The 24,148-nt window shown below is 59.1% G+C and carries 11 protein-coding genes; 9 read left to right on the top strand and 2 right to left on the bottom strand.

Annotated features, from left to right (window positions below; translation table 11 throughout):
• The first annotated feature begins 3 nt into the window (after nt 1–3).
• From EX00_RS28220 to EX00_RS28190, 7 genes are all read left to right on the top strand, one after another.
• On the top strand, nt 4–1,095 hold the full coding sequence (locus EX00_RS28220; RefSeq protein WP_047465333.1) for an ABC transporter ATP-binding protein: 1,092 nt from the start codon (nt 4–6) through the stop codon (nt 1,093–1,095).
• Nucleotides 1,095–3,029, top strand: a complete 1,935-nt coding sequence (locus EX00_RS28215; RefSeq protein WP_047465331.1) for a beta-galactosidase — start codon at nt 1,095–1,097, stop codon at nt 3,027–3,029. The genes EX00_RS28220 and EX00_RS28215 overlap by 1 nt, the downstream gene beginning before the upstream one ends.
• 185 nt (nt 3,030–3,214) lie before the next feature.
• A complete protein-coding gene (locus tag EX00_RS28210; protein WP_047465329.1) occupies nt 3,215–5,416 on the top strand; it encodes a M48 family metalloprotease in 2,202 nt (733 codons plus the stop codon).
• A 202-nt stretch (nt 5,417–5,618) separates the two neighbouring features.
• On the top strand, nt 5,619–13,514 hold the full coding sequence (locus EX00_RS28205) for a beta strand repeat-containing protein (RefSeq protein WP_047465327.1): 7,896 nt from the start codon (nt 5,619–5,621) through the stop codon (nt 13,512–13,514).
• Nucleotides 13,515–13,787: 273 nt separating this feature from the next.
• Nucleotides 13,788–15,863 carry an O-linked N-acetylglucosamine transferase, SPINDLY family protein gene (locus tag EX00_RS28200; RefSeq protein ID WP_155294148.1) on the top strand — a complete coding sequence of 692 codons (2,076 nt, stop codon included), beginning with the start codon at nt 13,788–13,790 and terminating at the stop codon, nt 15,861–15,863.
• A gap of 5 nt (nt 15,864–15,868) precedes the next feature.
• Nucleotides 15,869–17,035 carry a UDP-galactopyranose/dTDP-fucopyranose mutase family protein gene (locus tag EX00_RS28195; protein WP_047465325.1) on the top strand — a complete coding sequence of 389 codons (1,167 nt, stop codon included), beginning with the start codon at nt 15,869–15,871 and terminating at the stop codon, nt 17,033–17,035.
• A 585-nt stretch (nt 17,036–17,620) separates the two neighbouring features.
• A complete protein-coding gene (locus tag EX00_RS28190; protein WP_047465323.1) occupies nt 17,621–18,682 on the top strand; it encodes a porin in 1,062 nt (353 codons plus the stop codon).
• Nucleotides 18,683–19,298: 616 nt separating this feature from the next.
• Here EX00_RS28190 and EX00_RS28180 read toward each other — a convergent pair.
• Complete coding sequence (locus EX00_RS28180) at nt 19,299–20,156, bottom strand: formate/nitrite transporter family protein (protein ID WP_047465320.1); 858 nt, start codon at nt 20,154–20,156, stop codon at nt 19,299–19,301.
• Between the two features lie 110 nt (nt 20,157–20,266).
• On the bottom strand, nt 20,267–21,490 hold the full coding sequence (locus EX00_RS28175) for an oxalate decarboxylase family bicupin (protein ID WP_047465318.1): 1,224 nt from the start codon (nt 21,488–21,490) through the stop codon (nt 20,267–20,269).
• 471 nt (nt 21,491–21,961) lie between these two features.
• On the opposite strand from EX00_RS28175, the gene EX00_RS28170 reads away from it, so the two are divergent.
• Together EX00_RS28170 and EX00_RS28165 are read left to right on the top strand one after the other, a co-directional pair.
• Nucleotides 21,962–23,473 carry a sensor histidine kinase gene (locus EX00_RS28170; protein ID WP_234709128.1) on the top strand — a complete coding sequence of 504 codons (1,512 nt, stop codon included), beginning with the start codon at nt 21,962–21,964 and terminating at the stop codon, nt 23,471–23,473.
• Nucleotides 23,473–24,114 carry a response regulator transcription factor gene (locus EX00_RS28165; RefSeq protein WP_047465315.1) on the top strand — a complete coding sequence of 214 codons (642 nt, stop codon included), beginning with the start codon at nt 23,473–23,475 and terminating at the stop codon, nt 24,112–24,114. Before EX00_RS28170 ends, EX00_RS28165 begins: the two co-directional genes overlap by 1 nt.
• Nucleotides 24,115–24,148: the final 34 nt, after the last annotated feature.

The following is a 24,148-nucleotide window of genomic DNA, read 5'->3' as shown; positions in this document are numbered from 1 at the left end:
CTCATGGGGAATGTAACGCTTAACCGCGTGACGAAGCAGTTTGGTGCTGCCAGCGTCATCAAGGGCGTCGATCTGGCGATCGAAGACGGCGAGTTCTGCGTCTTCGTCGGACCGTCCGGTTGCGGCAAGTCCACCCTTTTGCGCATGATCGCGGGGCTTGAGGATATTTCCTCCGGGGAACTCAAGATCGGCGGCAATGACATGACCAGGGTCGGTCCCGCCGAGCGCGGGGTCGCCATGGTGTTTCAGAGTTATGCTCTCTACCCGCACATGACGGTGGCGGAAAATATCGGCTTCGGCCTGCGCATGACCGGCCATTCCAAGGCTGAGGTTGCCCGCCGCACCGATGCTGCCGCCGAGATGCTGCAGTTGAAGTCCATGCTCGACCGCAAGCCGTCCCAGCTTTCGGGCGGTCAGCGCCAGCGCGTCGCCATCGGCCGCGCCATCGTGCGCAATCCGCAGGTGTTTCTCTTCGACGAGCCGTTGTCCAATCTCGATGCCTCGCTCCGGGTCCAGATGCGCACGGAGATCAGCAAGCTGCATCAGGATATCCGCACGACGATGATCTACGTCACCCACGACCAGGTCGAGGCGATGACCATGGCTGATAAGATCGTCGTGTTGCAGGGCGGATTGGTGGAGCAGGTCGGATCGCCGCTGGAGCTTTACCATCGGCCGAAGAACATCTTCGTCGCCGGCTTCATCGGATCGCCGAAGATGAATTTCCTCAAGACCAAGGCGTCACCGGTTGATGGCGGCGTGAAGGTCGATCTTCCCGGCGGCCAGTCGATCACGCTGAAAGGCGGTTCGGTGAAGGAAGGCCAGTCGGTTACCCTCGGCATCCGCCCCGAGCACCTCGATCGCAGCGAAGGCGGTGACGCAACGCTTCAGGGCAAGGTGCGTCTCGCCGAATATCTCGGTTCGGAAACCATGTTCTATATCGGCCTTACCGATGGCACCGAGATTGCGGTGAAGGCGGACGGTCTGGCGCAGGCGAAGCCCGGCGACGATTTCTCCATCCATATTCCAGCGGCTGCCTGCCATCTGTTCGACGATGCCGGTAACGCCATTCTCAACGGAGATCTGACGAAATAATGCTTGGCGTTTGCTATTATCCGGAACATTGGCCCGAGAGCTGGTGGGAAAAAGACGCGCATCGCATGCGGGCGCTTGGCATCTCTTATGTGCGGATCGGCGAGTTCGCCTGGTCGCGCCTCGAGCCGACGCGCGGCTCTTTCGATTTCGGCTGGCTCGACCGGGCGATCGACACGCTGGCGGCCGCCGGCCTGAAAGTCGTGCTCGGCACGCCGACCGCAACGCCGCCGAAATGGCTGATGGACGAATATCCGGAGATCGCTCCGGTGGACGAGCAGGGCAGGGTGCGGGGCTTCGGCTCGCGCCGTCATTATACCTTCTCCTCGGACGTCTGGTGGAAGGAATCTGAACGCATCGTCGAGACGATCGCGAAGCGATATGGCGAGCACCCCGGTCTCGTCGGCTGGCAGACGGATAACGAGTACGGATGCCACGACACCAGCCTCTCCTGGGGTGCCGAGGATCTGAAGGCGTTTCGCCGCTGGCTTCGCCTCCGCTACCAGTCAGCACAGCAATTGAACGAAGCCTGGGGCAGCGTCTTCTGGTCGATGGAAGTCCAGAGCTTCGAGGACGTCGTGCTGCCGAACCTGACGGTGACGGAAACGAACCCCGCCGTCCGGCTCGACTTCTGGCGCTTCCATTCCGACCAGATCGCAGCTTACGACCGCATGCAATGCGACATCATCCGGAAACACTCCCCGAACCGCTGGATCACCCATAATTTCATGGGCTTCGTCAACGATTTCGATCATTGGAAAGTCGCCGAGAACCTGGATCTTGCCTCCTGGGATTCCTATCCGATCGGCTTCGTGGAGAAGTTTCCCTTCAGCGAGGAAGAGCGCGTGCGCTGGGCGGAGACATCCCACCCCGATATCGCCGCCTTTCATCACGATCTCTATCGTGGCGTCGGCAATGGCCGGTTCTGGATCATGGAGCAGCAGCCGGGGCCTGTGAACTGGGCGCCGTGGAACCCGGTCCCCAAGCCGGGGATGGTGCGCCTGTGGAGCTGGGAAGGTCTCGCTCACGGAGCCGAGGTTGTCAGCTATTTCCGCTGGCGCCAGGCGCCGTTCGCGCAGGAGCAGATGCATGCCGGCCTGAACCTGCCGGGGCTCGACGAACTTTCGCCGGGCGGCAAGGAAGCCGAGATCGTCGGGCGTGAGATCGATGCCGTCGGATCATTACCGGCAGCGGTTCAGGCACCTGTGGCTATCGTCTACGACTACGAAAGCTACTGGTCCGCCGTCATCCAGCCGCAGGGCAAGGATTTCCGTTATGAAGAGCTTGCCTTCCGCTGGTACGAGGCTGTCAGGAAGCTCGGGCTCGACGTCGATTTCGTCCGTCCGGGTCATTCCCTGAAGGGCTACAAGCTGGTTCTCGTCCCCTGCCTGATGCACGTATCGGATGCGGCACTGGCTGCATTCGAGCAGGCGGACGGGACCGTGCTTTTCGGTCCACGGACCGGATCGCGGGACCGCAACTTCCGCATTCCAGCCAATCTTCCGCCCGGACCGATCGGTGAACTCACCGGCGTCAGGATCACGCAGGTTGCCTCCCTGCGTCCGGGCTTGAGTGCTTCGCTGGTTGGTCTGGTCAACGGCCAGGCGACGAGATGGCGGGAACATCTCGAGACGCAGTCGGATACGAATGTCGTATCGACCTTTGAAGACGGCAGTCCCGCTTTGGTGTCGAAGGGAAGATATGTCTACCTGGCCTGCTGGGCGGACGGCGCGCTTCTCGGCAACCTGATGTCCCACCTCGCCACCAGCCTCGACCTGCAAACCGCGGTGCTGCCTGATTTCATCCGTCTTCGCCGGGCCGGCAATGTGACATTCGCCTTCAATTACGGGCCGAATGCGTGGACAATTCCCGGAGAGCGGGAATTTGTGCTCGGCGGGCAGGAGGTCGCTCCATTCTCGCTTTCGGCGTGGAAATAAACACGGACCGGCTTTCAAGGCGGATAGCACGGCGGCGATTTCGCCGCCGTAGGGCTGAGGCGCAACCTTGATGCCGTTTACGCTCTGAACGCTGATGTTTTCGGTGGGGAAGTCGATACCGCTATGGTAGAAAACCTCGCGGCAAGGCTTTCGACGCTGCGAATTGGCATGGAGCATCACACGAGATGAATGTGACCCAAACCAGCGGCAACCGCAGGACTGATATCCGCGCGAGCCTGGTTTTGATCGTATGGGTTCTTCTTGTGCCCATCGCGCTGGTCGCCTTGGGGCTCTGGCAGGCACAGCGTGCGGCCGAGACCCTTGAAAGCGCGGGTCGCTCTTCGGCCGAACTCTCGACGACCCTTGCCCAGGTAAAGGAAGTCACGGCAACCGATCCGAATGCCAATCTTACCTTCCAGGGAGATGGCGGGCCTATCCACCTCTCCGCCCAGGTTGCCATTTCGCGGATCGAGCGCGCCCTTTCTCAAACCGACGAGGATCTTGAGATTTCCCGGATTCGCCAGCCACTTGTCTGGGTGACGATCGGCGGAGCGGTTCTTGCATTCATGGGCGGCGGCGCCGGTCTCATCACCGCGACACTGAGCGGGCTGCGGGCGCGGCGCTCTCAACGCCAGTTGATCAGGAGCTTTCAACGTCTGGGATCTGTTCTGCCGTTCATTCTGGCAATGCTGGTGATCGGGTTTTGTATTGGTGTGAGCTCGGCGATATTGTTCGAGGCGATCAGCATTGGCCTATGGGCGGAGTTGACGGCGGGAAGCGCCAAACTCTTCGCCGCCGCGGTGGTTCTGGCTGTCGTGGCGGTCTATAGCGCCTTCATGGCGGTGCGCGGACTGCGGGACGTCTTTGCGCTGTTCACGCCCGAGCCGCTTGACGTCTCGGGACGAGCCATTGGCGAAGCGGAGGCGCCGGAACTTTGGCGTTTCGCCCGTAGCCTGGCCGATCGGCAAAACGCCTTGCTGCCCGATACGATCATCGTCGGCCTTACCGAAGGCTTTTTTGTTACCGAAAGCCAAGTGCATCTGTGGCCGGAAGACAGGCTGCTGACCGGACGGTCGCTCTATCTGCCCGCGCCTTATCTCGATCTGCTCGACCGGCCCGAAATCACAACCATCATCGGCCATGAATTTGCGCATTTTTCCGGCGAGGACACCAGCTATAGCCAGCGTTTTTCCCCGATTTACGCAGGCTTCTGGCGCGCGCTGACGGCACTGAAACGAGTCGATGGTGGTCGTTTCGTTTTGTATCCCGCGGTCAGGCTCGGCTTTCATGCTATCCAGCGGTTCGATCACGCGGTCTGGCACTGGAGCCGACTGCGAGAATTCGAAGCCGATCGCATGGGCAGTCTGCTCGGTACGCCGGCAGACGCCGCCTCGGCGCTGATCCGCACGGGTGTCATTGCTCCTGCCATCAGCCACGTTCTCGGCAAGGCCCATTCAGAATCCGATCATGCCGCCCATAATGATGTTTTGCACGATCTCGTTGCGCAGACGACGGAGCTTGTCCGCACGGAAGGATGGGCCGATCCCGTTCCGCTCCTTGAAGACCGGCAACCGCACCCGACGGACAGCCATCCACCGACGATCCGGCGCATATCGGCCTTGGGTGTAGACGTTGACGAAGATCTTCTGAGAAGGGCAACACGCCGGCCGGAGCAGGGCGTCCGATCCTTCGTGCATGAGCTGTTTCCGGATTGGACAGGCTTGTGCCGCCGTTTGAGCCAGGATTTCATCGATGACGCGCGCGAAGTGCGCGCCATTCGTCGCGAAGCGCTTGAACAGGTCGTCGCCGATGTCGCCGGGGAGACCGTTGTCTATGACAACGTCAAGCCGATGATCTGGACGATGGGGATCGTGGCGGGAATCTTCGGTGCATTTGGTTTGTCGGTCGTCGTATTTTCCGCACAGGCTGGTCTCGGTTACGACAAATTCGGGCAGCTGATGATGGCCGCCGTCACCGGCACGGGCGCCACGGCATGCGCCATCTATGCAGCTTTTCTCTATCGGAGCGCGGCAAGACCGCTCATGGTGCTGAACCCGGATGGATTGATCTCTTCGCGGTTGGACAGGCCCATTGCCTGGACGGAAATCGCCGATTACGCGGTCTATGCGTCGAGCCGCTTCGCCCTGCGCCTCTGGCTCCACCAAGACGCCGCCGTGCCTCAGAAAAATTGGCGTGCGATCTATAGCAAGATCGACCGCCGACGGCGCATCGTCACATTGGGTGCGTTAGGGGTCCGGGGTGTGAAGCCAGCGGAGTTCAGCGAGCTCGTTGGTCGGTATCTTTACGCTGCCTATGCGCGTCGCGAATTGGCGGTCGCTGCATCTCGGCCGCTGTCTTATGTCCAAGGCACCTCCGGGGATTGTTAGCTTTGCGATGCCTGATGGCCGCCAAATCCAGTGCGGCTCAATGTGCCAACCACAGGTTCGGGCAAGCCAATTTGACTATGCTGTTCTTTGCCGGGCGGTGAATTTTAATATCGTTAGTTCTTTCAGAGCCTGGCCAGACGGGCGATGCCGGCCGTCGAGGCGCTGGATTTTTTTGTATTAGCTAACGCAAGAGTTTTCACACATGACTTCGATCGTTTCTTCCCTGAGCATCAGTCAGATCAGGTCGCTTTCCACCGCCGCGGTCGCGGCCTGGACGACGGAAGACGTGGCGTCGCTTTCCACAAAACAGATCAACGTGCTTTCGTCGGCTCAAATTGCCGCTTTGGACACGGAAGATGTCGAAGTCCTCAGCACCCAGCAGTTAAATGCTATTTCACAAAGTGCCATCGTTGGTTTGACCATGGACCAGTTGGCGGTTCTGACGGCGTCCGACATCGAGGGTCTGAGCTCGCTCCAGATCGCGGCGATCACCACCACGCAGATCAGTGCCTTGACGACGGACCAGGCAGAGGCTTTGAGCTCGTCTCAAGTCGGCGCCCTTGGTTCGTTGCAACTCGCGGCTTTGAGCACGGCGGACATCGCCACTTTCTCGACCGGCGATATGGCGGCGATCACCAATAAAGCCGTATCAGGTCTGTCCACATCCGCCATTGCAGTCCTCTCGACGGGTCAGCTCGCCGCCTTGAGCGCTTCCGGTATTGCGGGCCTGACGACCACCCAGCTCGCCGTCCTGAGCACATCGCAGATTGCCGCCTTGACGACGACCCAGGTCGCCGCCCTCAAGGCATCGCAAATCGCCGTCATGGATACGAACGACATCGCGGCGTTTTCCACCGCGCAGATTGCCGCGCTCAGCACGACTGCGGTCGCGAGCCTGACGACGACCCAGATTGTCGCCTTGAGCACAGCGCAAGCCGAGGCATTGTCCGCTTCCCAGGTGAAGGTCCTGAGCTCAATCCAGATCGCCGCACTCGGGACGGATGATATAGCCACCTTCTCAACCGATGATATGGCGGCGATCACCGGCAAAGTCATACCGGGCTTGAGCACGAGCCTTGTAGCGACGCTCTCGACGGAACAGATCGCTGCCTTGAGCACATCCGGTGTTGCGGGCCTGACGACCGGTCAGATTGTCGCCCTGAGCACAGCGCAGATTGCCGCCTTGACGACGAGCCAGCTCGGCGCTCTTAAAGCATCGCAAATCGCGGTCATGGACACGAATGACATCACGGCGCTTTCGACCGCGCAGGTTGCCGCCCTCAGCAAGGCCGCGATTGCCGCCCTGACGACCAGCCAGATTGTCGCCCTGAACACAGCGCAGATTGCCGCCCTGACGACGACCCAGCTCGGGGCGCTCAAGGCATCGCAAATCGCGGTGATGGGCACGAATGATATTGCGGCGCTTTTGACCGTGCAGGTTGCCGCCCTGAGCACCGCCAGCATTACGGGCCTGACGACCAATCAGATTGCTGCCTTGAGCACGGCGCAGGCCGAGGCATTGACGGCAACCCAAGTCGCAGTGTTGAGCTCAACCCAGATTGCGGCGCTCGGAACGGATGATATCGTCACTTTCTCGACCGCCGATATGGCGGCGCTCACCAGCAAAGCCATAGCGGGCTTGAGCACGGGGCTTATAGACGCCCTCTCGACCGATCAGATCGCCGCGCTGAGCAAGGCCGGCATTGCGGGTTTGACGACCGATCAGATTGTCTCCTTGAGCACGGCGCAGGCCGAGGCCTTGAAGACGACCCAGATCGTGGCGCTGAGTTCCAAGCAGATTGCGGTTCTGGGGACGGATATTATTTCATCCCTTTCCACGGCGCAGATTACCGCTCTGAGCACCGTCGGCATTACAGGCCTGACGACCGACCAGATCGCCGCCCTTTCCACAGGGCAGGCCGAGGCACTGTCCGCTTCTCAGGTGAAGGTGCTGAGTTCAACCCAGGCTGCCGTTCTAGGCGCGGATGACATTGCCACCTTCTCGACCGCCGATATGGCGGCGTTCACCAGTAAAGCCATAGCGGGACTGAGCACGGCTGTTATCGCAGCCCTGTCGACGGATCAGATTGTGGCCTTGGGCACGAGCACGGTCGTCGGTCTGACGACCGCGCAGATCGCGGCCCTGTCGACGGACCAGATTGCGGCCCTGACCACGCGCATGATCGCTGGCCTGACGACCGGCCAGGTCGCCTCTTTGAGCACAGCACAGATTGCCGTTTTGACGACGACCCAGCTCGGCGCTCTTAAAGCGTCGCAAATTGCGGTCATGAGCACGGACGACATCGCGATGCTTTCCACCGCGCAGGTTGCGGCCCTGAGCACGGGCGCTATCGCCGGCCTGACGACCAGTCAGGTCGATGCCCTGAGCACGGCGCAGACCGAGGCACTGTCGACCTTGCAGGTGAAAGTGCTGAGCTCAACGCAGATTGCGGCCCTGGGGACGGATGACATCGCCACCTTCTCGACCGACGATATCGCGGTGATCACCAGCAAAGCCATGTCGGGCTTGAGCGCGAGCCTTATGGCGGCTCTGTCGACGGATCAGATCGCTGCCCTGAGCACAAGCGCGATCACTGGGCTGACGACCAGCCAAATTGCATCCTTGAGCACCGGCCAAGCTAGGGCCCTGACGACGACCCAGGTTGCCGTACTCGGCTCGACACAGCTTTCTGCCTTGGGGACGGATGACCTGGCGGCCTTCTCGACTGCCGATATCGCGGCGATCACCAGTAAAGCCATAGCGGGCCTGAGCCCGAGCGTCGTCGCGGAACTTTCCACCGCGCAGATTGCGGTCCTGAGCACGAGCGCAATCACTGGATTGACGACCAGCCAGGTCGCCACCCTGAGCAGCAGTCAGCTTGCAGCCTTGAGCACGTCAAGAGTTGCGGTGCTCAAGGCAACGCAGGTTGCGGCTCTGGGCACGAATGTTATCGCATCCCTTTCCACCGCGCAGATCGCGGCCCTGAGCACGGCCGGCATTACAGGTCTGACCACCGATCAGATCGACGCCCTGAAAACAGCGCAGGTTGCGGTATTGTCGACGACCCAGGCCGCGGCGCTGAGTTCAACTCAGCTTTCCGCGTTCGGGACGGATGACATCGCCATTTTCTCGACCGCCGATATCGCGGCGATCACCGGTAAGGCCATCTCGGGACTGAGCACGGCTGTTGTCACCGCCCTCTCGACCGCTCAGATCGCAGCCTTGAGCTCCGCCGGCGTTGTGGGTTTGACGACCGACCAGATCGCCTCGTTGAGCACGGCGCAAATCGCCGCTTTGACCACCGCCCGGGTTGCCGTGCTGAGTTCAAAGCAAGTCGCGGCTCTGGAAACGGATGTTATCGCATCCCTTTCCACCGCTCAGATCGCGGCCCTGAGCACGGCCGGCATTGCGGGTCTGACCTCCGATCAGGTCGATACCCTGAGCACGGCGCAGGCGGAGGCATTGACGACGGCCCAGGTCGCAGCGCTGAGTTCAACGCAGATTGCCGCTCTGGAGACGGATGATCTAGCGACGTTCTCGACCGCCGATATCGCGGCGATCAGCAGCAAAGCGATATCGGGCTTGAGCACGGCTGTCATTGCCGTTCTCTCAACGGATCAGCTTTCTGCCCTGGGCACGGCTGGGATAGCAGGCTTGACCACCACCCAGATCGACGCTTTGAGCAGCGCTCAAATTGCCACCTTGCTCACCAAGCAGATCGCGGTCCTGAGTTCAACGCAAGTCGCGGCCCTGGGCACGGATATTATCGCATCTCTTTCCACCGCGCAGATTGCTGCCCTGAGCGCGTCTGGTGTCGCGGGTCTGACCACCAGCCAGATTTATGCTCTCAGCACGGTGCAGGCCGAGGCGTTGACGGCGACCCAGGTCGCAGTGCTGAGTTCAGCCCAGATTAATACCCTGGGAGCCGATGACATCGCCACTTTCTCGACCGCCGATATCGCGGCGATCACCAGTACGGCCATGTCGGGCCTGAGCACGGCTGCTGTTGCGGCCCTCTCGACAGATCAGATCGCCGCCTTGAGCGCGTCCGGCGTTGCGGGTCTGACGACCAGCCAGATTGCGGCCCTGAGCACGGCGCAAATTGCTGCCGTGACCACCGCTCGGGTTGCGGCGCTCAGTTCAAACCAGATCGCCGTCCTGAGCACCGCTGTTGTCGCCGCCCTGTCCACTGCGCAGGTTGCTGCCCTGAGCGCATCGGGTATCGCGGGCCTGACCACCGACCAGATCGCCGCCCTGAGCACAGCGCAAGCCGAGGCATTGACGACGACCCAGGTCGCGGCGTTGAGCTCGACCCAGATTGCCGCTCTGGAGATGGATGATTTAGCGACTTTCTCGACCAAGGATATCGCGGCGATCGGCTCGAGCGCCATATCGGGATTGTCCACGGCTGCCATGGCAACCCTTTCGACGGATCAGGTCGCTGCCCTGAGCACGGCCGGCATTGCAGGTCTGACGACCGAACAGATCAATGCCCTGAGCACCGGTCAAATCGACGCGTTACTGACCAAGCAGGTTGCGGCGCTGAACTCGACGCAGGTCGCGTCCCTGAGCACTGCTCTTCTCACCGCCCTTTCGACGGATCAGATCGCCGCCCTGAGCTCGTCCGGCATTGCCGGTCTTTCCACCAAGCAGGTCGCCGCCCTGAGCACCGGCCAGGCCGAGGCATTGACGGTCGCTCAGGTTGCCGCCCTCACGTCCAAACAAGCCGGAGCTTTGAGCACGGACGACATAGCGACCTTCTCGACCAAGGATATCGCGGCAATCGGTTCGAGTGTCATATCGGGACTATCCACTGCTGTCATAGCAGCGCTCTCGACGGATCAGATCGCGGCCCTGAGCACGGGTGGCATAGCAGGCCTGACGACCAGCCAGATCGCCGCCCTGAGCTCCAGCCAGCTTGAAGCGTTGACCACGGCTCAGATCGCGGCTCTCAATTCCACGCAGCTTGCTGCGCTGGATACGGGGGACATAGCGACCTTCTCGACCAAGGACATTGCGGCGTTCAATTCGAGTGCCGTATCGGGATTGTCCACGGCTGTCATAGCAGCCCTTTCGACGGCCCAGATTGCGGCCCTGAGCACGTCCAGCATCACCGGCCTTTCCACCAAACAGATCGTTGCCCTGAGCACCGCTCAGGCCGAGGCATTCACGACGATCCAGGTCGCCGCGCTCAGTTCTACGCAGCTTGCGGCGCTGGATACGGACGACATAGCGACCTTCTCGACCGCGGATATCGCGGCGATCGGTTCGAGTGCCGTATCGGGACTGTCCACGGCTGTCATAGCCGCTCTTTCGACTGGGCAGATCGCGGCCCTGAGTACCGCCGGGATTACCGGCCTTTCCACCAAACAGATCGCCGCCCTGAACACCGCTCAGGTGGATGCCTTGCTGACCAGGCAGGTTGCCGTACTTGGTTCTGTGCAGATCGCCGCCCTGAGCACAGGTGCCGTCGCGTCCCTTTCCACCGCGCAGGTCACCGCGCTGAGCACGTCCGGCATTATGGGCCTGACTGCTTCGCAGATAGGGACCCTGGGCACAGCTCAGGTTGCTGCCCTGACGACGGCTCAGGTCGGCGCGCTTGGTTCCAAGCAGGTTGCCGCCTTGACGACCGCCGATATCGCGGCCCTGTCAACCGCACAGATGGTGGTCCTGAGCACGATTGGCATAGCGGGTCTGACCACGGCGCAGATTTCCGCATTGAGCACCGACCAGGCCGAGGCCCTGACGACGCTTCAGGTCGCGGTGCTGAGTTCAACCCAGATTGCCGCCTTTGGAGCGGACGATCTTGAGACTTTCTCGACCGCCGATATCGCGGCGATCAGTTCGAGCGCGATAACGGGATTGTCCACGGACACGCTAGCGGCCTTTTCGACGGCGCAGATCGCAGCGCTCGGCACGGCCGGCATTTCAGGTCTTTCCACCACGCAGATAGCGGCTTTAAGCACCGGCCAGCTCGAGGCCCTGACGACGGCTCAGGTCGGCGCGCTTGGCTCCAAGCAGATCGCTGTCTTGACGACCGCCGATATCGCGACCCTGTCGACTGCGCAGATCGCGGCTTTGAGCACGGCCGGCATTACAGGTCTGACCACCGAGCAGATTACTGCGTTGAGTGTCGACCAGGCGGAGGCCCTGACGACGCCCCAGGTTGCGGTGCTGAGCTCAACCCAGATTGTAGCCCTGGGAACGGACGATCTCGAGACTTTCTCGACCGCCGATATTGCGGCGATCAGCTCGAGCGCGATAACGGGATTGTCCACGGACACGCTAGCGGCCTTTTCGACGGCGCAGATCGCGGCGCTCGGCACAGCCGGCATTGCGGGCCTTTCCACCGCGCAGATAGCGGCTTTGAGTACGGATCAGCTCGAGGCATTGACGACGGCTCAGGTCGGCGCGCTCGGTTCCAAGCAGGTCGCTGTCTTGACGAGCGCCGATATCGCGGCTCTGTCGACCGCGCAAATCGCAGCACTGAGCACGGCCGGCATTACAGGTCTGACCACCGAGCAGGTTGTCGCATTGAGTACCGGCCAGGCCGAGGCTCTGACGACGACCCAGATCGGTGCTCTCAGTTCCAAGCAGATTGCGGCCCTGGGGACTGACGATCTTGACGCCTTTTCGACCGCCGATATCGCGGCGATCAGCTCGACAGCCATATCGGGATTGTCGACGGCGACGATAGTTGCCCTGACGACCGCGCAGATCGTGGCCCTGAGCACAGCCGGCATCGCGGGTCTGACCACCGAGCAGATTGCCTCGCTGAGCACCGACCAGGTGGAAGCCTTGACGACCGCCCAGGTCGGCGCTCTCAGTTCCAAGCAGATTGTGGCCCTGGGAACGGACGATATCGGGACGTTCTCAACCGCCGACATGGCGGCGATCAGTTCCAGCGCCATATCGGGATTGTCGACGGCGACGATAGCAGGCTTTTCGACGGCTCAGATCGCGGCCTTGAGCGCCTCCGGCGTTTCCGGACTGACCACCACGCAGATCGCCACGCTGAGCACCGATCAGGTGGAAGCCCTGACGACGGCTCAGGTCGGGGCGCTCGGTTCCAAGCAGGTTGCCGTGCTCAGCACCGCCGATATCGCCGCCTTGTCGACCGCGCAAATCGCGGCACTGAGCACGGCCGGCATTGCTGGTCTGGGCAGTGTCCAGGTCGATGCCCTGAGCGTCGAGCAGATTGAAGCACTTTCCACCGCTCAGATTGCCGCCTTGACGTCGCTCGGTGTCGCGGGTCTGACCACGGCGGATCTGGATACCTTCTCAGCCACCGACATCGCGGCGATCAGTTCGAGCGCCATAACGGGATTGCCCACGGCCTTTATCGCGTCGCTCTCCACGGCTGAGATCGCCGCTTTGGGCACGGCAAGCCTTGCCGGTCTGAGCAGCGCGCAGGTCGCAGCCCTGAGCATCGAGCAGATCGAAGTGCTCTCCACCACGCAGATTGCCGCCTTGAGTTCGGCCGGTCTCGCCGGCCTGAGCACGGAAGATCTGGGAACCTTCTCGACCGCAGAACTCGCGGCGATCAGCTCGAACTCCATATCGGGATTATCAACGGCTTTTATCACCGCGCTGTCCACCGATCAGATCGCCACATTGACCACAAACCAGGTCGCTTCGCTGAGTTACAGCCAAGTGGCGGCCATGAGCACCGATCAAATCGCGGCCCTGTCCACGTCGCAGATCAGTGCCCTGAATGCTGTACAGCTTGCCGCGCTTGACGCGGACGACCTCGCCCTCTTCTCGACCGATGAAATCATCCTCTTGAATTCGAGCGCGATCGCGGGGTTGACGACGAGCGTCATCGCCACCCTGACGACGGAGCAAGCCGAGGCTTTGACCTCGAGCCAGGTCAGTGGCTTGACGTCGGCGCAAGTTGCGGCACTGACCACGGCGGAGCTGGCAACCTTCTCGACCGACGATATCGCGTCGTTCAGTTCAACCGGTGTGGCGGGATTGTCGACGCAAGACATTGCGAACCTGTCGAGCGAGCAATTGGGTACGCTGATGAGATCCCAGATGGGGTATTTGAATTCGGACCAGATCGCGGCGGTCATTTCGCATTATGTGAGTGGCTGATCTTTGTCTCCGACCAGATTGCGATCGCAACGAAGCCGGATGGCACTTGGTGGCAATGCGAACATGTGGCGCCGAGCGTGCCGGTCATCGCGAGGATTGTGCAGCTCTTCCCGGCATCAGCCCAGGCCACACGAAATCTGTTGATGGTTGCGGGACCTCCCGCTGATTTCGGAAGGCGGGCGCGTGACATGCTTAAAGCAAGCTAGCACAGTTAATGACTGGCGATCGTTTCGCAAACGGTTGCAATGCCGGCCGTCAATTCGTGGGATGTCCATGGTCACCAATGATGTATCAGCTCCAACTCCTGTTCCGTCTCTTGCCGGAATTTTGGAGCTCGCGCGCACGCAGCGCCTTTCCTTTGCGGATTTGTTCCAGTTCGCCGAAAGTCGAAGCGTTGCCGGACAAAAACTCGAGGCGGCGGAGGTCTACAAAGTCTGGATCGCCTTCAACGAGTCCCATCCTTTCCTGCATCTCGTCTATTTCAATTATTCCGTGACTCTCAGGCAATTGGGCGATGTCGCGGGATCGATTCATGCGTTGCGCGCGTGCCTGAAACTCGATCCCCGCTTTGGGCCGGCCCACATCAATCTGGGACGGGCGCTGGAAGACAGCGGCATCGCCACACAGGCAATTCTGCAATGGCGCAGTTTCGTGGAATTGACCGCGGACAGCACGCCCGATCGGCTGACACATCGCCTCCTGGCGCTTCAGCACATCGGCCGCGTCATGGAAAATGCAGGCCTGCTGGAGGATGCGGAAACCACTTTGTGGCAAGCAATGGAATTGCGGCCTGACAAGACAGAAGCCGGGCAACATTGGAGCGCACTGCGCCAGCGCCAGTGCAAATGGCCAACACTCGTCTCGTCGGATCATGTCTCGACGCGCCAATTGCTCGATGCCATGTCGCCGCTGACGCTTGCCTGCTTTTCTGACGATCCGTTGTTCCAGCTCGCCAAAGCCTATCGGTACAATAAGTCTTTCGTCGGACGTCCGGATACCAGCGGTTTTATACGCAAGGCGCCAAAGCAGAAAACGGGAACCGGCCAGCGCCTCCGCGTTGGCTATGTTTCCTCGGATCTGCGCGACCACGCGGTCGGGTTTGCGCTCAGGGAAATGCTGGAGCTGCATGACAAGCGGAGCATTGAAATCTACGCCTATTATTGTGGTGAGCCCGTGGAAAGGGATGCTACGCAGTCGCGCATGAAGGCCGTCGTCGATTGCTGGCGCGATATCGCCGCGCTTAGCGATGCGGAAGCTGCAAGGCAGATCGCCGACGACGACATCGATATTCTTGTCGATGTCAACGGTTACACCAAGCATGCGCGAACGAAAATCTTCGCCTATCGGCCAGCACCGGTCATCGTCAATTTTTGCGGCTATCCGGGCACCATGGGCAGCCCATTCCATCATTATATCATCGCGGACGAACATATCATCCCACCCGAGAACGAGATCTATTATTCGGAAAAAGTGCTCCGGATTGCCTGCAACCAGCCAATCGACCGCAAGAGGGTGATTGCCGAAAGGCCATCGCGCGCGGAAGCCGGTCTGCCGGAAGACGTTTTCGTCTTTGCCTGCTTCAACGGCATGCAGAAGATCACGCAGGACACCTTTGCGTACTGGATGACAATTCTCGTTGCGACGCCCGGCAGCGTGCTTTGGCTGCTCACCGGAGGCGACGATGTGGATCAGCGCCTGCGTCAGTTGGCGGAGAATGCCGGTGTTGCGCCGGAACGTCTTATTTTTGCGCCCAAGGCACCGAATGCGAAGCATCTCGCCCGGATCGCGCTCGCCGATCTTTTCCTTGACACGTTTCCCTATGGAGCGCATTCGACCGCAGCGGATGCCCTGACCATGGGGCTGCCTGTCCTTACGTTTCCAGGCAAAAGCTTTGCGGCACGCTTCTGCCACAGCATCGTTGCCGCCGCCGGCGTGCCGGAGCTGATCTGCCCGGACCCGCAGACCTACATCGAAAAAGCAATCGGTTTTGCGAACAACCCCAGAAGCCTGAGGGAGATCCGCGAATCCTTGCAGGTCAAACGAGAGACTTCCGCCTTGCGCGACATTCCGGCGCTTGCCCGCCGCCTCGAAGAGCTTTTCTGGCAAATGCAGGCCGAATCCGAACGCGGTGAAACCCCGGTGCCGGACTTGAGCAATCTCGATATCTATTACGATATCGGGTTGGATCTTGTTGAGGACAATATCGCGTTTTCCGACGATCGGGTTTACCGGCAGGCCTACCGCGACAAGCTGGTCGAATGGCACGATTATGCGCCCGTCGCGCACGACAGCCGGCTATGGACGCGAAAGGCCACGGACTCAACAGCACGCGCAACCGGAAAGAACTGATCGGGATGCCGCGGATCAAGAAGATTGCCGTGGTCGGCGCCGGGCTTTCTGGCGCGGTTATCGGACGTGAACTCGCCAGCGCGGGTCACGAGGTCGATGTCTTCGACACGCGAAGTCATATTGCCGGGAATTGCCATACCGAGCGCGATCCGGCGACGGGCGTCATGGTGCATGTCTACGGGCCGCATATTTTCCACACGGACGACAGGGACGTCTGGGATTATGTGAACCGCTTCCAGACGTTCCTGCCCTACAAGAACCGCGTCAAAACGACGAGTTCGGGACAGGTCTATTCCCTGCCCATCAATCTTCACACGATCAATCAGTTTTTCGCCAAGACGTTCAGGCCGGACGAGGCGCGTGCTTTCATCGAGGAACGGGCCGACAAAAGCATAACGGATCCGAAGACCTTCGAGGAACAGGCACTGCGCTTCGTCGGCAAGGATCTTTATGAAGCATTCCTCAAGGGATATACCCAGAAGCAATGGGGGTGTTCGCCGACCGAGCTTCCAGCCTCCATCCTGAAACGGCTTCCAGTCCGCTTCAACTACGACGACAACTATTTCTTCCACAAATACCAGGGCATGCCGGAAAACGGCTATACCGACATGGTCGGGCGAATTCTCGATCACACGAATATAGAAGTCCATCTGGAAACGAGATTTCACGGCGGTCTCGGCAAGGACTTCGACCACATATTCTATTCCGGCCCGCTCGACGGCTATTTCGACTATGAACATGGCCGCCTGGGATACCGCACGCTGGATTTTGAGCGCTTTACCCATGAGGGAGACTATCAGGGGTGCGCGGTCATGAACTACGGGGATATCTCCGTGCCCTATACGCGCGTGACGGAGCACAAGCATTTCTCCCCGTGGGAAGACCATGCCGGCTCGGTCTGCTATCGCGAATTTTCCAGGGCCTGCGGCCCGGACGACGTCCCCTACTATCCGATCCGCTTGATAGAGGAAAAGGAGCAGCTTGCCCTCTATGTCGAGCGAGCCTTACAGGAGAGTTCCGTCACCTTTGTCGGCCGGCTCGGGACATACCGCTATCTCGACATGGACGTCACGATCCGGGAGGCACTGGACACCGCCCGGCTTTATCTAGCCGCCAGCGTCGATCATGCGCCTATGCCCGCATTCCTGCATCCACCGCTCCGCAAGCTGTAATTGCGCTGGGATAAGGATCTCGGGGCTTGCTGTAATATGTCAACGCCAGCACTTCGGTTTTGATCGCCCTCCGCTTCCGCCCCCTTGTTGCAAACTTTTTGGCTGATCCCCGAACGGCCATGGCTTCCCCCAATTCGATCAGCATCACGCGGAACGTCATGCTCTGGCCTGTCCCGAATAATTCGGCGGAGAGCCGAGTCTAAATAGATTCCCCAAAAGACAATTAGCGTATTAATAGTAGTGTATGCTTATTTGATAGTAATATAATGGCAATTCAAGTGATAATCGGAGATATAATTGAGTAAACTTGCATTCTACAATCGTTTGATGTGGTTTATTTCCGAATGTTTCCAGTTATTTTCCAAATAAATGATGATGTTGCCTTTGTACAACAGAACAATTGACTCAATGACAAGATTTTAACTTATGTGTACTCCGGTCATTCTCACCTTTCTCCGTTCTTGGTAGCTCATTCGAGAGAAGTCGGATGGCTTCTAAATGGGGAAACGTTCGAGATGGGATTGAAACACGGCGGACTTCGTTCGTGCGCCATTTCCCAGTTCGACTTAACGGATTGGAATTAGAATGAACATTAAGAGCCTTCTTCTCGGCTCCGCTGCTGCGCTTGTAGCAGTATCCGGTGCTCAGGCTGCCGACGCTATCGTTGCTGCTGAGCCGGAGCCGCTTGAATACGTCCGCATCTGCGACGCATACGGTGCTGGCTACTTCTTCATTCCGGGCACCGAAACCTGCCTCAAGATCGGCGGTAAGGTTCGTACGGAAGGTGCATGGGGTAACGCCTACAACCCGAACGACGTTCGTGGCACGCTCTGGCACACTCGTGCTGAGCTGCAGCTGCAGACAGCTACGGACACCGAGTACGGCCCGCTGAAGACCAACGCCGAGCTGCGTTGGGATTGGCAGGAAGGTGCTTCGACGTCTACCAATTTCTTGCATGGCAGCATCAGCCTCGGCGGCTTCACCGTCGGTAAGGAAGACTCGCAGTTCAACGTCTTCACCGGTTACGCCGGCGACGTCATCAACGACGACGTTGTCTACGACGGCCCGTACGAACTCAACCAGATCACTTACAACTATGACGCCGGCAACGGCTTCACGGCGGTGATCTCGCTGGAAGACACCAACTCCGGTTCTGATGCCACGGGCGCTAACGGCGAAGACAGCTCCGATCATTATGCTCCGGACGTTGTCGCCGGTGCTGGCTTCAAGTTGGGCGCATGGGCCTTCAAGGTCGTCGGTGGTTATGACTCCATCGTTGAAGAAGGCGCCATCAAGGCTCGCGTCGACGCTGACTTTGGCGTTTTCTCGGCTTTCGTCATGGGTGGCTACAACACCGATGGCAGCAAGCTGAATAAGTACGCTGGCTCGAACGGTGGAGGCGACGCTGCTGATATCGGCTGGGGCGATTGGGCGGTTTGGGGCGGCGTAAGCGCTCCGATCAACGAAAAGCTGAAGTGGAACGCGCAGGTTGCCTACACCGACTCGAAGATCTTCTCCGCGACCACGAACGTCAAGTGGAACCCGGTTAAGAACCTCCTGGTCGAGCCGGAAGTAACCTACACCAACTGGGATTCGATCAACGAAGACCAGTGGGCTGGCATCCTCCGCTTCGAGCGCAGCTTCTAATCTGATTTGATTGACCTCCGATCAGAGAAGAGGAAGACCCGGTTCCCTGCCGGGTCTTTTTCTATTGATCGCCAGACACATCATCGAGTGGAAGTTATTTCCATCTTTGCTAACGCCACAGCCGCGCGGCCATTTGCATGACATGCATGTTCGCTGCACAATATGTTTTGATGTCGGTAGCCGGCGAAGTCACTTGGTGGCACTGGTCCATCGATCGAATACAAAATTCAACAGTTTGTAATCTCCGGAAATGTCCAAGCCGAATTGCCGCCGATGTTGCACTGCACGGTGGCGTCGTCGTCCCACATCTCCGTGGCAATGGATATCAAGCCACCTTGGCGCGCAGTCGGCTGGGCTCTGATGGCACTCTGAGGGTACAGCATGGCTCTTGTAAGCTGCATCTCCCTACTTTTCGTCATCATCGTCGTTCTCAACCATTTTATTGGGTCTATCCTTCCTGAAGAAGACGAAGACGACTTTTGGTGAGACGATCGACCGGTTGTGTTTCGGGTGGGGAAATTGAACAGATCGGCAATCGGATCCTTTATGTCAGACCCCATGCCGAACTGAGATCAAGCTGTTTGGGGACCCTGAAGGTCGATGGTCCTGGAGTTGATTATCCACGGTTAGCGGGCAGGCGGCTTTTTGTTGTTGTGGTGGATATCAGCGTTGATGGATGCGACCTTTCGGGCGATACAGCTTCTTTCGGCCCCGATGCGGAACTTTGCACCCAGTATCCCAAAGCAATCATCAATCCGCCGCCTGCCAGGTTTCCCAGCGTGACGAATGTCAGATTGTGCACTGCTCCGTATAGTGTGATCGTCGCGGGGTGATCACTCATCAGGGCCAGCGCAAACGCGAACATATTGGCCACGCTGTGTTCAAAGCCGGCGGCAACGAAGATCATGATGGGCCAGAAAATAAGAATGGCTTTGGCAGTATCATTCTGGGTGCGATAGGACATCCAGATAGCCAGGCAAACCAGCCAGTTGCAAATCAGCCCCCGTGCGAACAATTCGCCGGATGGCGCGTTCATTTTCGCAGCCACAGCTGCGATAAATGTGGCATTCCCATCGCCGAGCAATACACCGCCGCCGCCGAGTTTGAAAAGCAGGGCGAGGATGATTGCTCCAGCAAGATTGCCAAGCCAGCAAACGACCCATACGGCAAGTGTATCCGTGATGCTTGTCCGTCTGCTTAGAAGCGCCAGCGGCATATATATTGCCGTTCCGGTGAAGAGTTCGGAACCGGCAAAGATGACGATCGTCAATGCCGAGGCAAAAACGGCTCCCATGACAAGATGAGCCCAGGCAGGATCGGCATGCGCGCCCGCGGTGAACATGATGATATCACCAAAGCCGATATAAGCGCCGGCCATTGCGGAGCCGACAATGAACGCAAGTGGACTGCGCCGAACGGCGACGGATTTGGCGCTGCCTATTTCGGAAAGCTTGTCGATTGTTTCTTCGTACACGGGATTTTCCTCGCGCGGTCAAAACCCGCGTCAGACGTTAATCACATTGGCCGGTTCGCTGTTTCCGAATGGCGACAAGCGCCGTCCGGAAACAGCGGCGCAATGGCGGTTCAGGCGCCACTTACCACAGGCTGCTTTTCCTCTTTCAAGGCCGCCATCGTTGCCTTGTCGAAGTTCAGATGCCCGGAAACCAGCTCCGGTGGCGTCAGCGCCAGCCATTGATTGAGAGAGATATCGGCATAGTGATCGCTCTTGAACATTTCCAAAAACTTGAGCGGCTTGTCGCCGGTGTTTTCGATGTAGTGCCCCATTGCGAACGGGACGTAGCCGACGTCTCCGGCCGTAAAATCGAAGGTGCGAGCGTGCCCGTTCGCCGCAAAAACGCCCATGCGTCCGCTACCCTCGATGTAGTATTGCCATTCGTCGGTATTGGGGTGCCAGTGCAGTTCTCTTATGCCGCCCGGCTGAATTTCAACGAGTGCCGCCGCGATGGTCTTGGATGCGGGAAAGTTCTTCGAGTCGGTGATCCGCACGGTGCCGCCGCTGCTTTTGATCGGATCCTGGGCGGCCATCCGGTGGGTAAGGCTGACCGGGACGGAGACCGCGCCGGCTATTTTATCGCTGTTCAAGTTGCCAGGGACGGGAAGATTGAAAATGTAGCGTTCGCTGGGCGCCGGCAGGTTGTCGAAGCTTTTGGCGTCAACGCCGAAATTCTTGGCAAGTATGTTTTTGGGTATGTGCTTGAACCAGTCGCTCGCAAGGAACGTACTGTCTTCATCGAACCCTCCGTCGTCAAAGACAAGAAGGAACTCGCAGCCATCCGGTCCAAGCCCCTGGATAGAATGGGGCGTTCCGGACGGGAAGTACCAAAGATCTCCTGGACCAACGTCGCCGACAAAATTCTTGCCGTCGGAATCAACCGCGGTGACGCGGGCATTGCCATAGAGCATGAATGCCCATTCGGCTTCCTTGTGCCAGTGCATCTCGCGCACGCCGCCAGCGTTCAACCGCATGTCAACGCCGGCAATGGACTTTGAAATCCCAAGCTCGCGAACCGTGATCTGGCGCGTCCAGCCCGCCGGATATTCCTTGGTCGGCGCATCGGCAAACGAGAACCGCAAATTGGGCAAGGTGCCGGCATCAGTCACCGGCTGATTGAGGATATCCGGATTCTGACGATCGCGCTCCATGTTGCGCGGGCCCGGATCATCCCCGCCAACGCTCCCGTGGCGTGGCTGCGTCAGTTCCTGGGCGAATGCCGCAGGCGATGCCGCGGCGACAAGACCACCGGCGGTGAGTGTGACAAGAGCATCACGACGACTGAATACTGCCATTTCTATCTCCCTTTCGAATGGACTTGCATGTCCTTGGGTCAACGCATGCCACTGACGTGCCGGCGGACTCTCCCGTGTCTGCTGGTTTGCAGGATCAACATGCGCTATCGGATTTGGCCATTTTGGCGGGGTAACTCTCCGACCGGCGAGGCGACATGTCTCGGTTTATGCGGTCGCCTGTCGTGGGAATTTTCCCGGTGCGGTCAAATTTCGATGACCAAGGCTATGACACGTCATCCCCATCGAGATATCGGATGTTCGTTTAGGTCAGCCTATACTTGAGTATAGGGTCGGCGGCACTCCAAGTGTGTTCTAAACGCATCGGCAACTATGCAGCGGGCCGCATACTTCTTCACCGGCAGCACGACGCTACGCTGGAAGTCCGATGTCGGATGGGTGATGACTCGATATTGTTGGTGGCCAACCGGCTGAGCTAATATGCTGGTTCAATTGCTCCGCTCGGGGAACGGCATGTCACGATTTCTGCAAGTCGCCGCAATGCTCATCGCTATTGCGATATTCCTTCTCGACACATTGACCAACTATGACATCGCCATCGCGGTTCTCTACGTAGGTGTTGTGCTGCTGTCGCTTAATTTCACCAGCCGAACCGGACTGTTGCTGACCGGAGCTGCCTGCATGGGACTGACCGTGCTGAGCTATCTGATTTCCCATGGCATTGATTTTACCTCGGAGCCCCTTGGGCGCTGCTGTGTTAGCCTCGCAGCAATCGGAATCACCACATTCCTTGCTTTGAGGGTGAAGGCGACGATCACCGTGCTTGGCGAGAGCGAGCAGCGTTATCGGACCATCTTTCTGGCGACGGGCGTTGCAATCCTCGAAATGGATTTCACAGCTATCAAGATGGCAATCGACCGTCTGAAAATGGACGGCTTTCCGAGTATCGCTGCGGCAGCAAAGTCAGAGCCTGATTTTGTTCATAAGGCTGTGAAGCTGATGACGTTGACCAATGCCAACAATACCACGCTGACAATGTTCAACGCCAAAAGCATCGATGCCTTCAAATCGGCACTGCCTGCCCTGATTGGCAACGAGATGGAGAGTTCGCTCTGGAGCCTGCTGGATGCCATCTGGATGGGCAGGCAGACATACGAATCCGAAGTCACAATGAACGACATGGATGGTGGCCGCCACACCGTACTTTACAATGTCGCGATGCCGGCGGATCGTCCGGCGCTCGATCTGGTGTTGATCAGCATCATGGATGTAACTGACCGGCGCGAAGCAGAAAATGGACTTCATGCGGCGCAGGCCGAGTTGGCGCATGTAACGCGCGTGGCAACGCTTGGCGAACTCACGGCATCGATCGCCCATGAGGTCAATCAGCCGCTCGCCGCCGTCGTTACAAATGGCGAGGCTGGTTTGCGCTGGCTTAAGCGCGCCGAACCCGATCTCGGTGAAGTCGAAGCTTCAATGCGGCGGATGATCGCCGATGCCCGACGGGCCAGCGACGTGATCCGGCATCTGCGCGCACTATCAAGCAAAACCGGTTCGCAAACAGTGCCGGTCGATCTTAACAACGTCATTGAGGAGACCATGGCACTGGTTCAGCGCGAGATGACAAACCACCGCATAAGGTTGCGTCTCGAACTTGCAAATGACTTACCTGCCGTTCTTGGCGATCCAGTGCAGCTTCAGCAGGTTACCATAAATCTGGTTCTCAACGCCATTCAGGCAATGAGTGGGCGTCGGCTTGGTAAGCGCGAACTTTCCGTGACGTCGTCTGGCGATCATGAAGTCGTACGCATAAGGGTCAACGATACCGGACCCGGATTTGCGTCCGAAGAGGCCGCCAATCTGTTCAATGCATTCTACACGACAAAGTCCAACGGCATGGGCATGGGCCTGTCGATCTGCCGGTCCATCGTCAGCGCCCATGGCGGGCGCGTGAGCGCAAGCTCGGATCCGGTCCACGGCACGAGCTTTGAGTTTACCGTCCCGGTTCAAGAGAGGGCTGCGTGATGACTGAAACCCCACCATCGATGGTTTTCGTCATCGATGACGACGCCTCCTTGCGCGATGCGCTCAGCAGTCTTTTTCGGTCGGTTGGCATGCAGGTCGAGCTCTATGGCTCGCCATCCGAATTCCTGGCTCGAGGACCCGTCACGACTGGCGAGAGTTGTCTTGTGCTGGATATTCGCTTGCCCGGCGTGAGCGGGCTGGATTTCCAAAATCAGCTTTCCAAGCTTGGCAATACCATCCCGATCATTTTCATGACCGGCCATGGCGACGTGCCGATGTCCGTCCGGGCGATGAAAGCCGGAGCACTGGATTTTCTGATCAAGCCCTTCCGCGACCAGGACATGCTCGACGCGGTATCAAACGCACTGGCGCTTGATCGCGAACGTCGGGTCGCCGCAGGGGCGGTGTCGGCCTGGAAGGCGCGCTACGAAACCCTGACAGCGCGCGAGCGCGAAGTCATCGCCATGGTCACCTCCGGCCTCATGAACAAGCAGATCGCCGGCAAGCTCGGAGTCAGCGAGATCACCGTCAAACTCCACCGCGGTCACCTGATGGAAAAGATGGGAGTGCGGACATTGGCTGAACTGGTCAAAATATACGAACTGCTGCGTCCAAGCCTCAAAGATAATGCCTCGACCTAAACCTCTGTATGGTTCCGTTCTGTCTCCCGAAAGC

It is taken from the genome of Martinezella rhizogenes, assembly GCF_000799715.1.
Classification (GTDB): domain Bacteria; phylum Pseudomonadota; class Alphaproteobacteria; order Rhizobiales; family Rhizobiaceae; genus Rhizobium; species Rhizobium rhizogenes_C.
This window is presented reverse-complemented; position numbering and strand designations above follow the sequence as displayed.

Coding starts and splice junctions, on each gene's coding strand:
- EX00_RS28195 (WP_047465325.1), top strand. CDS start 15,869: ATGCCGCGGATCAAGAAGATTGCCGTGGTCGGCGCCGGGCTTTCTGGC.
- EX00_RS28165 (WP_047465315.1), top strand. CDS start 23,473: ATGACTGAAACCCCACCATCGATGGTTTTCGTCATCGATGACGACGCC.
- EX00_RS28210 (WP_047465329.1), top strand. CDS start 3,215: ATGAATGTGACCCAAACCAGCGGCAACCGCAGGACTGATATCCGCGCG.
- EX00_RS28215 (WP_047465331.1), top strand. CDS start 1,095: ATGCTTGGCGTTTGCTATTATCCGGAACATTGGCCCGAGAGCTGGTGG.
- EX00_RS28190 (WP_047465323.1), top strand. CDS start 17,621: ATGAACATTAAGAGCCTTCTTCTCGGCTCCGCTGCTGCGCTTGTAGCA.
- EX00_RS28170 (WP_234709128.1), top strand. CDS start 21,962: ATGTCACGATTTCTGCAAGTCGCCGCAATGCTCATCGCTATTGCGATA.
- EX00_RS28200 (WP_155294148.1), top strand. CDS start 13,788: ATGGTCACCAATGATGTATCAGCTCCAACTCCTGTTCCGTCTCTTGCC.
- EX00_RS28205 (WP_047465327.1), top strand. CDS start 5,619: ATGACTTCGATCGTTTCTTCCCTGAGCATCAGTCAGATCAGGTCGCTT.
- EX00_RS28220 (WP_047465333.1), top strand. CDS start 4: ATGGGGAATGTAACGCTTAACCGCGTGACGAAGCAGTTTGGTGCTGCC.
- EX00_RS28175 (WP_047465318.1), bottom strand. CDS start 21,490: ATGGCAGTATTCAGTCGTCGTGATGCTCTTGTCACACTCACCGCCGGT.